The 14,194-nt window shown below is 71.2% G+C and carries 11 protein-coding genes; 6 read left to right on the top strand and 5 right to left on the bottom strand.

Going from position 1 to position 14,194, the window contains the following annotated elements:
- Positions 1 to 64: 64 nt before the first annotated feature.
- A complete protein-coding gene (locus tag ACQPWW_RS19935) occupies positions 65 to 655 on the bottom strand; it encodes a winged helix-turn-helix domain-containing protein (protein WP_433124598.1) in 591 nt (196 codons plus the stop codon).
- A gap of 242 nt (positions 656 to 897) precedes the next feature.
- On the opposite strand from ACQPWW_RS19935, the gene ACQPWW_RS19930 reads away from it, so the two are divergent.
- Positions 898 to 5,301 carry a S8 family serine peptidase gene (locus tag ACQPWW_RS19930; protein WP_433124596.1) on the top strand — a complete coding sequence of 1,468 codons (4,404 nt, stop codon included), beginning with the start codon at positions 898 to 900 and terminating at the stop codon, positions 5,299 to 5,301.
- A 71-nt stretch (positions 5,302 to 5,372) separates the two neighbouring features.
- Here the strand turns inward: ACQPWW_RS19930 and ACQPWW_RS19925 are convergent, their stop codons facing one another.
- Complete coding sequence (locus tag ACQPWW_RS19925) at positions 5,373 to 5,876, bottom strand: winged helix-turn-helix domain-containing protein (RefSeq protein WP_433124594.1); 504 nt, start codon at positions 5,874 to 5,876, stop codon at positions 5,373 to 5,375.
- 251 nt (positions 5,877 to 6,127) lie between these two features.
- On the opposite strand from ACQPWW_RS19925, the gene ACQPWW_RS19920 reads away from it, so the two are divergent.
- Genes ACQPWW_RS19920 through ACQPWW_RS19905 form a run of 4 tightly spaced genes read left to right on the top strand, consistent with a single transcriptional unit; the run spans position 6,128 to position 9,750 of the window.
- Positions 6,128 to 7,099: a phosphatase PAP2 family protein gene (locus tag ACQPWW_RS19920; RefSeq protein ID WP_433124593.1), complete on the top strand. Its 972-nt coding sequence runs from the start codon at positions 6,128 to 6,130 to the stop codon at positions 7,097 to 7,099.
- 16 nt (positions 7,100 to 7,115) lie between these two features.
- Positions 7,116 to 7,811, top strand: a complete 696-nt coding sequence (locus ACQPWW_RS19915) for a response regulator (protein ID WP_433124592.1) — start codon at positions 7,116 to 7,118, stop codon at positions 7,809 to 7,811.
- Positions 7,808 to 9,262: an ATP-binding protein gene (locus ACQPWW_RS19910; protein WP_433124591.1), complete on the top strand. Its 1,455-nt coding sequence runs from the start codon at positions 7,808 to 7,810 to the stop codon at positions 9,260 to 9,262. The genes ACQPWW_RS19915 and ACQPWW_RS19910 overlap by 4 nt, the downstream gene beginning before the upstream one ends.
- Positions 9,259 to 9,750 (top strand): hypothetical protein, encoded by a 492-nt coding sequence (locus ACQPWW_RS19905; RefSeq protein WP_433124590.1) that lies wholly within the window; start codon positions 9,259 to 9,261, stop codon positions 9,748 to 9,750. The genes ACQPWW_RS19910 and ACQPWW_RS19905 overlap by 4 nt, the downstream gene beginning before the upstream one ends.
- On the opposite strand, the gene ACQPWW_RS19900 is transcribed toward ACQPWW_RS19905, so the two are convergent.
- From ACQPWW_RS19900 to ACQPWW_RS19890, 3 genes are read right to left on the bottom strand one after another with little or no spacing between them, the layout of a single operon-like run.
- Positions 9,743 to 10,792 (bottom strand): D-alanine--D-alanine ligase family protein, encoded by a 1,050-nt coding sequence (locus ACQPWW_RS19900; RefSeq protein ID WP_433124589.1) that lies wholly within the window; start codon positions 10,790 to 10,792, stop codon positions 9,743 to 9,745. The two genes, ACQPWW_RS19905 and ACQPWW_RS19900, sit on opposite strands and share 8 nt — an antisense overlap.
- A complete protein-coding gene (alr, locus tag ACQPWW_RS19895; RefSeq protein ID WP_433124588.1) occupies positions 10,789 to 11,931 on the bottom strand; it encodes an alanine racemase in 1,143 nt (380 codons plus the stop codon). The genes ACQPWW_RS19900 and alr overlap by 4 nt, the downstream gene beginning before the upstream one ends.
- Positions 11,928 to 12,908, bottom strand: a complete 981-nt coding sequence (locus ACQPWW_RS19890; protein ID WP_433124587.1) for an acyltransferase family protein — start codon at positions 12,906 to 12,908, stop codon at positions 11,928 to 11,930. Before ACQPWW_RS19890 ends, alr begins: the two co-directional genes overlap by 4 nt.
- 385 nt (positions 12,909 to 13,293) lie before the next feature.
- Between ACQPWW_RS19890 and ACQPWW_RS19885 the strand changes: the two genes are divergently transcribed.
- A complete protein-coding gene (locus ACQPWW_RS19885; RefSeq protein ID WP_433124585.1) occupies positions 13,294 to 14,166 on the top strand; it encodes an LLM class F420-dependent oxidoreductase in 873 nt (290 codons plus the stop codon).
- The last annotated feature ends 28 nt before the right edge of the window (positions 14,167 to 14,194 follow it).

Here is a 14,194-nt window from a genome sequence, read left to right as displayed (position 1 = left end):
GGCGGTGCCGTGGGCGGGACGGCCCGTCGAGAAAACCACGGTGCCTGCCCACATCAGGCAGGCGTCAGGCTCTTTCGACGCGCGGATGCCGACGATCGGTCAGCCGCAGCCCGACGCCCCGCACCGCTTCGATGCTGGCTCCGGTGTCCAGCTCGTGCAGCTTGCGCCGCAGCCGCTTCACCAGGGACTGCACGTCCGCCTTGCGCTCCCGCCCCTCGTCCCGCCAGACCGAGCGGTGCAGGTCGGCGTAGCTCCAGACCCGGACCGGCTCGGTGGTCAGGCAGATCAGCAGGTCGTGCTCCAGTCGGGTGAGGTCGACCTCGCGATCGCGGTAACGGGCGACGGACCGGGCGGAGTCGATCACCAGAGCCGAGTTGGCTCCGGTCGCGGTGGGTGTCGGCCCGGCCGAGGTGGTGTCCGGCTGCTGCGGTGCGGCGATCAGTCGGCGTAGCTCGTCGAGGTCGGCCACCAGCAGCAGCGGAGCGATGCCGTCGAGGCGTTCCGCGAGCCGGATCCGTTCGGTCGGTGAGGAGGTCACCGCGATCAGCAGCGGGAACGGCTCGTCGGCCGGATCACCCCGATTCAACGTCGCCTCGTCGTCCTCGGCCACAGCACCGCCCGGGATCGATGGGCATCCCTGCCCAGCTATCGTCATGGTCCTGACAATGATTGGCAAGCGCGTCGCCAGCGGGGCAACTCTTAGCGACAAGTTACTCACGGCAAGTTCTTGATCGTCCGTTCTTCTCGATCATAGTGTCCAGTCGGGCAACCGGCGTGACCCGCGCGGTGCATGGGGAGGCATGGGGGGGTTCGATCGCTCGGCCCGCCGAGCCGACTCTCCCGCACCCTCACCATGGCCCATTGACACCCTGGGTCGTTCTGAGGGAGGCAGCACCAATGTTCAGACGTCCACAATGGGGACGCGCGGCCAGATCACTGGTCAGCGCCGGGGCGGCGACGATCCTCGCCGCCACATGCCTGGTCACCGTCGGGTCCGGCGCGCAGGCCGCGCCCGGCGGCGCGGTGGGGGCGGGGGACAAGATCCGCCCGGAGCTCGCCAAGCAGCTCCAGGCCAAGAGTGAAGGGGACTTCTGGATCCGGTTCAAGGACCGGGCCGACCTGAGCAAGGCCAGCGCCATCAAGGACTGGTCGAAGCGCGGCACGGCGGTCGCGGACGCGCTGCGCAAGACCGCCGCCGCGAGCCAGGGCAAGATCCGGGCCGACCTCGACAGCTCGGGCGCGAAGTACCAGACCTTCTGGGCCACCAACGCGATCAAGGTGAACAGCGGCTCGCTGGCGATGGCCCAGAAGTTCGCTGGCCACGCCGAGGTCGAGGGCCTCTACGCCCCGGTCGCCTACAAGGTGCCCGAGACGATCAAGGGCACCGACGAGAAGACCGTGAACGCCCTGGAGTGGGGCATCGCCAACATCAACGCCGACGACGTCTGGTCCCAGTACGGCGTCAAGGGCGAGGGCATCACCGTCGCCAGCATCGACAGCGGGGTCCAGTTCGACCACCCGGCGCTTGTCAACTCCTACCGCGGCAACAACGGCGACGGGACGTTCGACCACAACTACAACTGGTTCGACGCCGCCGGCACCTGCCCGACCGCCCCCTGCGACGACGACGGCCACGGTACGCACACGATGGGCACCATGGCCGGCTCCGACGGCGCGAACCAGATCGGTGTCGCCCCCGGGGTCAAATGGATCGCGGCGAACGGTTGCTGCCCCAGCGACGCCGCTCTGATCGAATCCGGTCAGTGGATGCTCGAACCGCTCGACCTCAACGGTCAGAACGCGGACGCGAGCAAGCGACCGAACGTCATCAACAACTCGTGGGGCACCCGGGACCCGTCCAACGAGCCCTTCATGGAGGACGTGACGGACGCCTGGGCCGCGTCCGGGATCTTCGGCGTCTGGTCCAACGGCAACAGCGGGCCGGCCTGCCAGACCAGCGGCTCGCCCGGCAGCATCGTCAGCAACTACTCGACCGGCGCGTACGACGTCAACAACAACATCGCCGGCTTCTCCGCCCGGGGCACCGGGCAGAACGGCGAGATCAAGCCCAACATCTCCGCCCCCGGCGTGAACGTCCGGTCGAGCATTCCGGGCAACGCCTACGGCAGCATCAGTGGCACGTCGATGGCGGCACCGCACCTCGCGGGTGCGATCGCGCTGCTGTACTCGGCGGCCCCGTCGCTCATCGGTGACATCGACGCGACCCGTGCGCTGCTCAACGGCGCCGCGATCGACAAGGCCGACGACCAGTGCGGCGGCACCGCGGCCGACAACAACGTCTACGGTGAGGGCCGGCTGGACGCCCTCGCGTTGCTCGCCGCCGCGCCGACCGGCGACATCGGCACCCTGGCCGGCACTGTCACCGACGCGGCCACCGGCGCCCCGATCGCCGGCGCGACAGTGACGCTCACCGGCCCGACCGCCCGTGAGGTGACCACCGGCGCCGACGGCAAGTTCTCCACCCAGCTCCCGACCGGCGACTACCAGGTCGTCGTGGCGGCGTTCGGTTACGGCAGCGCCACGCAGCCGGCGACGGTCACCAAGGCCGCGACCACGACGATCAACGTCGCGCTGACGCCGGTGCCGAGTGTGAACGTCACCGGGGCGGTCACCGACGGCTCCGGCCACGGCTGGCCGTTGTACGCGAAGGTGACAGTGACGGGGGTGTCCGGCGTCTACGACTACACCACGCCGTCCAACGGCCGTTACAGCCTCAAGCTGCCGGCCGGGCAGACCTACACCCTGAAGTACGAGTCGCAGTACCCGGGTTACCAGACCGTCACCAAGCAGGTCGTCGTCGGCTCGGGCAACACCACGGCGAACGTCGCGGTGCCGGTGGACTCCACCACCTGCACCACCGCGCCGGGCTACACGTTCGGCTCCGACGGTGAGTACGAGTCCTTCGACGGCACGACCACGCCGTCCGGCTGGACCGTCGTGGACAACGCGGGCAGTGGTCAGGTCTGGAAGTTCACCGACGACGGCGACCGGGGTAACCTGACCGGCGGCAGCGGCAACTTCGCGATGATCGACAGCGACGACTACGGCGCGGGCACCAGCCAGGACACCTCCCTGGTCAGCCCGGTGGTCGACCTGACCGGCGTCACGGCCCCGGTCATCCGGTTCAACCAGGACTTCAACCAGCTCAACGACGACACCGCCGACGTCGATCTGAGCATCGACGGTGGCGCCACCTGGACGAACGTGCTCCGTCAGGAGACCGACGTCCGGGGCCCGAAGGTGACCGAGATTCCGATCCCGCAGGCGGCCGGCCAGGCGAAGGTGCAGGTCCGGTTCCACTACTACGACGCCTCGTACGAGTGGTGGTGGGAGGTCGACAACGTCCTGATCGGCAGCCAGATCACCTGCGTGCCGGTCGACGGCGGTCTGGTCGTCGGCAACGTCCGCGACAAGAACGACAACAGCTACGTCAACGGCGCGACGGTCACCAGCAAGGACCGGCCCGCCGAGAAGGCCGTCACCGTGGCGACCCCGGACGACCCGGAGTTGGCCGACGGCTTCTACTGGATCTACTCGACGCTGACCGGCACGCACCCGTTCACCGCGACCGCCGGCAACTACGTCAGCCAGACCAAGCAGGTCGACGTCGAGGCCGACTGGGCGACCGCCGCGAACTTCCAGCTCGCGGCCGGCCGGCTGTCGGTGACGCCGACGCAGGTGAGCGCCACGCTCCAGATGCCCAGCGGCAAGGCCAGCAAGACGTTCACGGTGACCAACACCGGCGGCGCGCCGGTCGAGGTGAAGTTCGGTGAGCGGGACAACGGCTTCGAACTGCTTCGGGCGGACGGATCCACTGTCACCAGGCAGCAGGTGCTCGGTGGCTCCGGCGCGCCGGAGCAGCGGCTCACCGCCGCGACCTCCTTCGCCGCGAAGGCGTCCAGCAAGCAGGCCAAGGCGGCCACCGCCGCGGTCGGCCCGCAGGCGGCGCCGTGGACCGACATCGCCGACTACCCGTCCACCATCATGGACAACCGGGTGGTGAGCCTGGGCGGCAAGGTCTACTCGCTCGGTGGTGGTGACGGCAGCGCCTCCACCACGAAGAACTACGCCTACGACCCGGTCGCGCAGACCTGGACCGCGATCGCCGACCTTCCCGGTGCCCGCAACGCTCTGACGGCGGGTGTCGTGGAGGGGAAGATCATCGTCACCGGTGGCTGGGGTGAGGCGGGGCCGGACTCCGCCACCTGGTCGTACGACCCGGCGGCCAACGCCTGGACGGAGCTGGCCGACAACCCGGCGCCACGGTCGGCGGCCGGTCAGGCCGTCGCCAACGGCAAGCTGTACGCCATCGGCGGCTGCACCACGGCCAGCTGTACGCCGATGTCGAACAGCGTCGTCCGGTACGACCCGGGCAGTGACACCTGGGAGACGCTCGCCAACTACCCGAAGTCGGTGGCATTCGCCTCCTGCGGCGGAATCGACGGCATCGTCTACTGCACCGGCGGCAACGACGGGGCCGCCGCGCAGAAGTCCAGCTACGCCTACGACCCGGGCGCCAACGCCTGGACCACGATCGCCGACGCGCCGACCGACAACTGGGCCAGCTCGTACGCCGTCGCCAACGGCAAGCTCCTCGTCGTCGGCGGTTCGCAGGGTGGGGCCATCAGCAACGCGGGCTTCGCCTTCGACCCGGCCGCCGGTTCGTGGTCCAACCTGCCGAACGCCAACACGGCGCGGTACCGCGGCGGGGCGGCGTGTGGCTTCTACAAGATCGGCGGCTCGTCCGGGAGCTTCGACGCGGCCCCGGACAGCGAGGTGCTGCCCGGCTTCGAGGGCTGCGCCGAGTCGGCGGCCGACGTCAGCTGGATGGCCATCGACAAGTCGGCGGCCACCCTCGCGCCGGGTGAGAAGGTCACCGTCACCGTCACGATGACGGCGAACGTGGACCAGCCGGGCACCTACTCCGGCTCGGTCGCGATCACGGAGAACACGCCGTACCCGGTCGCGCCGGTCGCGGTGACCATGACCGCGAACCCCCCGAAGACCTGGGGCAAGCTCATGGGTACGGTCACCGGCACCAGCTGCCAGGGTGCGACCTCGCCGCTCACCGGCGCGGTCGTCCAGGTCGACTCGTGGGCGTCGTCGTGGACCTTCGCCACCGACGCCGAGGGCAAGTACGCCTACTGGGTGGACCGCCGCAACAACCCGATCACGATGATCGTCGCCAAGGACGGCTGGAAGCCGCAGACCCGTCAGACGAAGATCAACACCACCACTCCCACTGTGGAGAACTTCGGGTTGGCGCCGATCCGGTGCTGACACCTGAGCGGTAGCGAACGACTCCGGCCCGCCTGGTCTTCGACCGGGCGGGCCGGACCGTGTCGACCGGGTCAGACCGGGACGAGCCGGAAGCCGACCCCGCGGACCGAGTGGATCGTCGCCGCGGCGTTCAGCCGGGCGAGCTTGCCGCGTACCCGGCGGACCACCGAGTGCATGTCGGAGCCGCGCCCGAGGTGCCGGTTGCCCCAGACCTCGAGGTGCAGGCGCTCGTAGGTCCAGATCTGCCCGGGGGCGTGCACCAGGCAGAGCAGGACGTCGTGCTCCAGCCGGGTCAGATCGATCTCCTGGTCGCGCCACCGCAGCACCCGCCGGTCGGAGTCGACGGTCAGGTCCGGTGGTGGCGGCGGGCTCGGCGCAACCTCGGCGAGGATGCCCGGGGCCGGGGGAGTCGGAACGGGAGGCGTCTCGACCACCCCGAGGAACTCCCGCGCCTGCTCGACGGTCGAGACGATCAGAAAGGCGTCGCTTCCGCCGAGTAGTCGCGCCAGTTGTCGACGTTCGGCCGGCGACGACGCGATGCCGATGACCAGGCTGGCGACTGGAGTTCCCCGCATTCCCCCAACCCCTTCCGGTTCCCCAACTGACTCCGGATGGATTTCTCGCACCGTCGACTGAGACATCGATCGGCGTCCTGACCCTAGTGGCGGCTCGTCTCGGCCGGGTTAAACATCGCTGCATGCAAGCAGATGAATTTCACCACGTCGCAGCGGTTGCCAGCCGGCCTTCGGCGGTCCGGAAGCAGTTGTGACAGAACCAAGACAATCCGCGCACGCCGTACGGACCTGGCCGGGCGAGCATGGTCGCCATGTCCATCGGATCGTCGTACCCCGTCGGATGGTCGACGCCCGGCCCGCAGCCGGCGCGGCCGCTGCCGCCCACCCGCGCGGCGGTGCCGCTGGGTCTCCGGCTGCTCGCGGCGTCGCTGTGCGGCCTGCTCGCCCTGACTGTCACCGCCGCCGTCTTCGTGCGCACGTACCCCGGTCAGTGGTGGGACGGTGCGCTCCTGCCGCGCGCCGAGCGGGGCGGAGGGTACGAGCAGCAGACCGTTCTGGTGGGTCCGGCCAAGACCGTGCTTGCCGCCTTCGGCAGCCCGACACTCCTCGCCGCCCTGCTCGGCGCGGTGCTGGTGGTGGGTGCGCTCCGCCGACGGCTGGTGGCCGGCGTGGTCGGCGTGGCCCTGGTCCTGTGCGCGGTGGTGGTGGCCGGCGCGGTGAAGTCGGCGCTGCCCCGCCCGGATCTCCAGATCGAGAGTTCGACCACCCACAACAGTTTTCCCAGCGGCCACGTCGCGGCGGCGACGGCGCTGCTGCTGGCGTTCATGCTGGTCCTCCCCGGGTGGGCCCGACGGTGGCTGGCGGTGCCGGGCGCGGCGGGTGTCGCGGTCATCGCCTCGGCCACGATGATCGCCGGGTGGCACCGGTTCAGTGACGCGCTCGGCGGCGTACTGCTGGGGGTGGCGTTGTTCTGCCTGGCCGCGGCGGCGCTGGTGGCGTGGCGGGGCGACCGGGGCGTGGACGGCCGACCGGACGGCGGCGGTCTGTGGCGCGCGCTGGCCGAGGCGGCGGCCGGCCTGGTCGTGCTGGTCGGGGCGCTGGTGGTGGTCGTGCCCGAGCTGGCCGCGACGGTGCAGCGCGGAGCGCTCGTCGCCATCGCGGTGGCCGGCGCGGTGACGATGTTCCTTGTGGGGTCGGTGGTGTTCCTGGTGCGGGCGACCGACTTCGCCGGTCCGCTTCCCGCGCGGCCACGGCCGTCGACCGGATCTCAAAAGATCTCATGATGGGATACTTGACGACATGTCCCAGGTGCTGCTGATCGAAGACCACCAGACGGTGCGCGACGGACTGCAACTGGCGCTCACCCGACAGGGCCACACCGTGCACGCCGTGGGAACCGGGGAGCAGGGGTTGGACCGGCTGCGCACGACCTCGTCCGACGTCGTGGTCCTCGATCTCATGCTGCCCGGGATGGACGGGTTCGAGGTCTGCCGCCGCATTCGGCAGCTCGGCGACCTGCCGATCATCATGCTCACGGCCCGCAACGACGACATGGACGTGGTGGCGGGCCTGGAGGCCGGCGCCGACGACTACGTGGTCAAGCCGGTGCAGGCCCGAGTGCTGGAGGCGCGTATCCGCGCGGTGCTCCGACGCACCGGTGGCGAGTCGCGGCGTTCCGCCGGCGAGCGCGCCGGTGTGGAACAGTACGGTCCCCTGACCATCGACCGAGCCGCGCTGGTGGTCAGCAAGGACGGTACGCCGGTCAGCCTGGCCCCGACCGAGCTGCGCCTGCTGCTCGAACTCTCGCAGACGCCGGGCCAGGTGCTCAGCCGCCAGCAACTGCTGGAGGCCGTGTGGGAACACGGGTATCTCGGGGACTCCCGACTCGTTGACGCGTGCGTCCAGCGGTTGCGCGCCAAGATCGAGGTCGACTCGTCGGCGCCGGTCTTCATCCAGACCGTGCGCGGTTTCGGCTACCGGTTCGGGCCGCTGTGACCCGCTGGGCCAGTGCCCGCGTCCTGGGCCTGCGGCTCCGGCTGCTGTTGACGTTCGCGCTGCTGGGCGTGACCACGACGGCGGTGGTGGCCAGTGGGAGCTACGTCCAGGCCCGCACCGTCATCCTGCAACAGGCGCAGGACGCCGCCGTGATGTCGCTGACCGACCAACTCACCAAGGTCTACCCGATCGTCCAGCTTCCGCCGACCCAGGGTGACCTCGACCTGCTGGCCCAGCGGCTCTCCGACCGGGAGGGTTTCGCGGTGGTCGTCTACCGGGGCATGCGGTCACAGGGTGGCGCGGAGGTCGCCGACCCGCTCACCCCCGAGCTGCGTGAGCAGGTCGGCGACGGCCGGATCGCCTGGCAACGGGTCTCGTTCGACGGGCAGCCCTGGCTGCTCATCGGCACCCAACTGGACATTGACCGGCCCGGCGTCCCGTCCCGGCCGTCCGGGCTGGAGGTCTACTCGGTGCGCAACCTCGTGCCCGAGCAGCAGAGCATCAACCGCCTCGCCACCCGGGCGTGGCAGACCGGCGCGCTGTCCCTGGTCCTCGCCGTCCTGCTGGCCCTGCTGGCCGCCCGCGGTGTGCTGCGACCCGTCCGCGACCTGGGCCGGGCCGCCCGCCGCCTGGGCGAGGGCGACCTGAGCACCCGGTTGACCGTCCGGGGCGCCGACGAGCTGGCCGACGTGGCGCGGACCTTCAACGACACCGCCGGGACGCTGGAGCGGCAGGTCGGGGAGCTGCGGCGGATGGAGTCCGACGCCCGCCGCTTCGTGGCCGACGTCTCGCACGAACTCCGTACGCCACTGGCGGCGATGACGGCGGTCACCGACGTGCTCGACGAGGAGGCGGAGCACCTGCCCGGTGACGCGGGCCGGGCCGCCCGGCTGGTCAGTCGGGAGACAGAGAACCTCACCCACCTGGTCAACGACCTCATCGAGGTCAGCAGGTTCGACTCCGGCACCGCACGGCTCGCCCTGGACGACGTGGACGTGGCCGCGGCGGTGACCGCGACCCTGCGGATCCGGGGCTGGGCCGACCGGGTCCGCGCCGAACTGCCGCCCGGAGTCGTGGCCCGCCTCGATCCCCGTCGGCTCGACGTGATCGTCGCCAACCTGGTCGGCAACGCCTTCCGGCACGGTGCCGAGCCGGTGTCCGTACGCCTGCGCGCGGATGCGGACTGGGTCACCATCGAGGTCGCCGACCGGGGGCCGGGGCTGGACCCGGCGGTGCTGCCGCACGTGTTCGACCGCTTCTACAAGGCCGACACCGCGCGGACCCGTTCCGAGGGCAGCGGCCTCGGGCTCGCCATCTCCTGGGAGAACGCGCGCCTGCACCGCCACGGCGAACGACGGGGGAGTCTCGTCGCGGGCAACACCCCCGGCGGCGGCGCGGTGTTCACCCTCTGCCTGCCCCGCGACCCGGCGGACGTCGGAGGCGCCCGGTGACCCGACGCGAGCTGCTCGCCGGAGGCGTTCTGCTCACGCTGCTCGCGACGGGCTGCGGGGTGCGGCCCACCGACGTCATCACCGGTCGGCCCGCGGTCAGTGGCCCGTCCCAGGGCATCGGGCTCTACCTGCTCGCCCGGGGCGAACTCGCGCTGGTCCTCCGTCCGGCACCGGAGGACGCCTCGCCCGCCAAGACGCTCGCCCTGCTCGCGGCCGGTCCGCGGGAGAACGAACGCGGCCAGGGTCTCACCAGCGAGGTGCCGGCCGGGCTCGATCCGGTCAGTGTGACGTCGGCGGCCAACCCATCCGGTGGGCTCACGGTGCGGACGACCGGCCCGGCGCGGACCCTGTCGCCGAAGGCGGCCGACCAGGTCATCTGCACGGTGGCCGACGCCGCCGCCCGGACCGGCCTGGCGGAGAGCTTCGCCCCGGTCACCGTCACCGGGTCCGACGGCGCCCGGCCGGCCCGGCCGTGCCCGATCAAATGACCGAGCGCTGACCACCACTTTCCACAAGGTCGCCCGGTCGAGCCTGCCGGGGCAGCCCGGTGCGCCGGCTCCGCTCCTGGTCGACGAGCGCGCCGGCGATCAGGATGTCGATCAGCGCCGCGAATCCGAGACCGGCCTGCGCCCAGATCTGCGGGAACTGCGACGCGGCGGTGAAACCGGGGAACGTGTTGACCTCGTTCACGATGGGCTCGGGTGACCCCTCGGCGGGCAGGAAGAAGTCGACCCGGAGCAGGCCACGGCAGTCGAGGGCGCGGAAGGCGCGGATCGCCCGGTCCTGGAGCACCTCGGTGGTCGCCGCGTCGAGCGGGGCGGGGATCTGGAACGCCGCACCGCCGTCGTACTTCGCGTCGTAGTCGAAGAAGCCGGGACCGGTCACCCGGATCTCCAGCGGCGGACCGGCCTGCACCCGCCCGTCCGGGTACTGGAGGACGGCCACGTCGATCTCACGCCCGCGCGCCCCCTGCTCGACAAGCACCTTCGGGTCGACCCGACGGGCCTGCTCCAGCGCGGCGGGCACGCCCGCCCACTCGTCCACCTTGACCACGCCCAGGCTGGAACCGGCCCGAGCCGGCTTGACGAAGACCGGCAGGTCCAGCCGTTGCCGGTCGGCGGGCGACAACTCCTCGCCGGGACGCAGGGTCACCCCCGGGCTGACCCGCAGGCCCTCCGCCGCGAGGAGCCGCTTGGTGACACCCTTGTCCATGCCGGCGGCGCTGGCGAAGACACCGTTGCCGACGTACGGCACGCCGAGCCACTCCAGCAGCGACGACACGGTGCCGTCCTCGCCGTAGGGGCCGTGCAGGGCTGGGAACACCACATCCTGGGCGCGCAGCACGCGCAGCGCCTGGGAGAGTGTCGTCGGGCGACCGCCGACGTGCCAGCCGCCGTCCCGGTCGATGAGCACCTCGGTGACCTCGTACCGTTCCCGGTCCAGGTTGGCGAGGATGCTCTCCGCCGAGCGGCGGGACACCTCGTGCTCGCCGCTCTGCCCGCCGTACAGCACTGCCAGTCGGGTCGTCATGAATTCCGTGCCCTTTCGTGGAGGTGGTCGCGGGCCACCCGGGGCCCGATCCCGGTCAAGATCTCGTGCGGGTTCGTGTCGGCCCAACGGGCCCACTCGACGACCGTCGGTGGGGCCTGGTCACCCTCGCCGGGGCCGAAGACCACGACCGGGTCGCCGACCGCCACCGGGAGCTCCCCGGCGTCGACCACGCACTGGTCCATGGCGACGCGCCCGACGATGGGACACCGTCGGCCGCCGAGCCACACCTCGGCGCGACCGCCGGTGGCGCGGGGCAGCCCGTCGGCGTAGCCGAGCGGCAGCAGCGCCAGTGTGGTCGGCGCGCCGGTGACGTGTTCGGGCCCGTAGGAGACGCTCGTGCCGGCGGGCACCCGCTTGACGTTGACCACAGTCGTGCGCACCGTCATCGCGGCGGTCAGCCCGAACTCGCCAGAACCGCTCGCCCCGAACGGGTCCACGCCGTACAGCGCGATCCCGATCCGGCAGAGGTCGAAGCGCGTCCGCGGTGCGCGGAGCGCGGCCGCCGAGTTGGCCAGGTGAACCAGATCCGGGTCGAGGCCGGCCCTGCGGGCCACCCGCAACGCCTCCTCGAAGGTCGCCACCTGCCGGTTCAACTCCGGGGTGCCCGGCAGGTCCGCGTCGATGAGGTGGGACCACACCCCGCGTACCCGGATCGCGCCCTCCCGCTCGTACTTGCGGGCCCAACCGACCAACTCCGGCCAGTCGTCCCCGGCGGCCCCGTTGCGGGACAACCCGGTGTCCGCCTTGAGCTGCACCATCGCCGGTACGCCGAGCGGGTGGGCCGCGTCGACGACGGCGTGCAGGTGCGTCGTGGTCGACACGCCGACGTCGACGCCAGCCTCGATCAACGCGCCGAAGTCGTCGTTCGGCCGGTGCAGCCAGCTCAGCGTGGGCGCCGTCACCCCGGCCGCCCGCAGGGCCAGCGCCTCGGCCGCCGAGGTCACCCCCAGCCAACGGGCGCCGGCGCGGAGCGCGGCACGGGCCACCTGCACCGCGCCGTGACCGAACCCGTCCGCCTTCACCACTGCCATCAGGTCGGTGTTCGTGATCGACGCGATGGCCCGCACGTTGTCGGCGATCGCCCCGAGGTCGACCACCGCCTCGGCCAGGGCGCTCATCCGGCCGCCCCCACCCGGCGGGAGCCGGGGAGCGCGAACAGCCAGCGTGCGTGTACCGCCAACAGCCCGCGGTGCAGGGCCAGGCTCAGACCGATCACCAGTCCACTCAGCAAAATCGGATAATTGAGCACGATCAGGCCCTGGGCGGACCGGTCCAGCCCGGAAACCGGTACGAGCAACAGCCGGTGCAGCAGGGCCAGGACCGGCATGTGGATGACGTAGATCGGCAGTGTGATGCGGCCGAGCCTAGCCAGCGGTTCGCTGAGCGCCGACCACCGGGCCAGCCGTGCAGCGGCGGTTATGCCGAAGATCACTGCCAGCACGGAGACCGCCGTCCATACGCCGAACCACTGCTGGGCGCCGGCCGCCGCCATGGCGGCGAGCGCGAGCCCGTAGGCGCCCGAGGTCAACAGGAGGCGGCGTCTGCTGGCGGTGGCCGCCCACCGCTCGATCTGCGGCCGCAGGGCCAGGCCGGCGAGGAAGAAGACAAGGTTCTGGTAGAGGCCGGCCCGGTTGCCCGGGGTGTCGAGCAGGCCGGCGGCGGTGATCGCGGACAGCGCCGCGGCGGGTACGAGGACCAGCACCCGGGGCGCCCGGCGGGTCGCCTTGGCGACTGTGAAGTACAGCGCCAGCGCGTACAGGTACCAGAGGTTGGACGGCGTGATGGTGAGCTGCTCCAGCAGGCCGAGGGCGGAGGTGGCGCGGTCGGTCGGCAGTTGCGGAGCGGCGGCGAGGACCGCGGTGTGGATCAGCAGCCAGACGACGTACAGGTAGAGGAACCCGGCGATCCGGCTGCGGGCGACGACCCGCCACGGCCGCTGGACGGCGTTCGCCGCGAAGATGCCCGAGATGGTGAAGAACAGCGGCATCCGCAGCGGCAGGAACTGCTCACCCAGCGTTCCCCACAGGCCCGGCACCGGTACGCCGACGTGCCAGTCGATTTGCAGGTAGTCCTTGACCACGACGTGCCACAGCACGACGAGAATGATGCACACGCCCTTCGCCGTGTCGGCCCACTGTGCCCGCTGTGACTGTCGGCCGGCGGGTGCGGTCCCGGTGCGGTACCGGTGGCGAAACCGGACGCGCGTCGCCGCGGGCCGCATTTCGGCGGACCTGGACTCGGGGGCAGACAACTGTTGGATCACTCAGCAGAAGCTGCCAGCCGGATATCCGCGCCTGATCCACGAATTGTCATGAACCGGTAATGGACGCGCGGCCCGCCCGACTCGCGGGCAATGACGGGTCGCCAACGTGACCGCCCCGGACGGGTGGCTTCGCGCAGGTGGTTCTGGCTCGCTGCCGACCACCGCTTCCGAGACAGGTCGCGCGACGTCCCCTAGGCTCGGTGCGGAGGTGCCGAACATGAAGCTCGGGCTGCACTACTGGAACTATTCGGTCCCGGCCGAACCGACAGCGATCGCCCCGACCCTGGCGGAGGCGGCGACCACCGCCGAGCAGGCCGGCGTCGCGTCGTTCACGGTGATGGACCACTTCTTCCAGATGGACGCGGTGTTCGCCGCCGAGGAGCCGATGCTGGAGGCGTACACCACGCTGGGCTACGTCGCGGCGAAGACTCAACGGATGACGCTGGGCGTGCTGGTCACCGGTGTGATGTACCGGTACCCGGGGTTGCTGGCCAAGACCGTGACGACCCTCGACGTGCTCTCCGGCGGCCGGGCCCGCCTCGGCATCGGCGCCTCCTGGTACGAGCGGGAGCAGCTCGGGCTGGGCGTGCCGGTGGTCCCGGTGGCCGAGCGGTTCGAGCGGCTGGAGGAGACGCTGCGCATCTGCCTGCAGATGTGGAGTGACGACGACGGCCCGTTCGACGGACGGCACTACCAGCTCGCCGAGACCATCAACTCGCCGCAGCCGTTGCGCCGCCCGCACCCGCCCATCATGATCGGCGGCGGGGGCGAGAAGAAGACGCTGCTGCTGGTGGCGCGCTATGCCGACGCCTGCAACCTGTTCGGCCGCGGCGGCAGCGACGACGTGGCGCGCAAGCTGGACGTGCTGCGCGGGCACTGCGCCACCGAGGGCCGCGACTACGACACCATCGAGAAGACGGTGGTGGCCCACCGGTCGCCGCTTGACGACACCGACGCGTTCCTCGCCGAGGTGTCCGACTACGCCGCGCTCGGGGTGAGCGAGGTGCAGGTGACGCCGGATCGGCACCCGGTCGAGTTCGCCCAGCGGCTCGGCGACGAGGTGCTGCCACTGTTGGCCGACATCGGCTGACTCCGCGGCGACCGGGCGAGTGGCCACT

This window comes from Micromonospora sp. CA-240977 (genome assembly GCF_050942285.1).
In the GTDB taxonomy this organism is placed as follows: Bacteria; Actinomycetota; Actinomycetes; order Mycobacteriales; family Micromonosporaceae; genus Micromonospora.
Note: the sequence above shows the minus strand (reverse complement) of the source record. Positions and strands in the feature narration are given on the sequence as shown.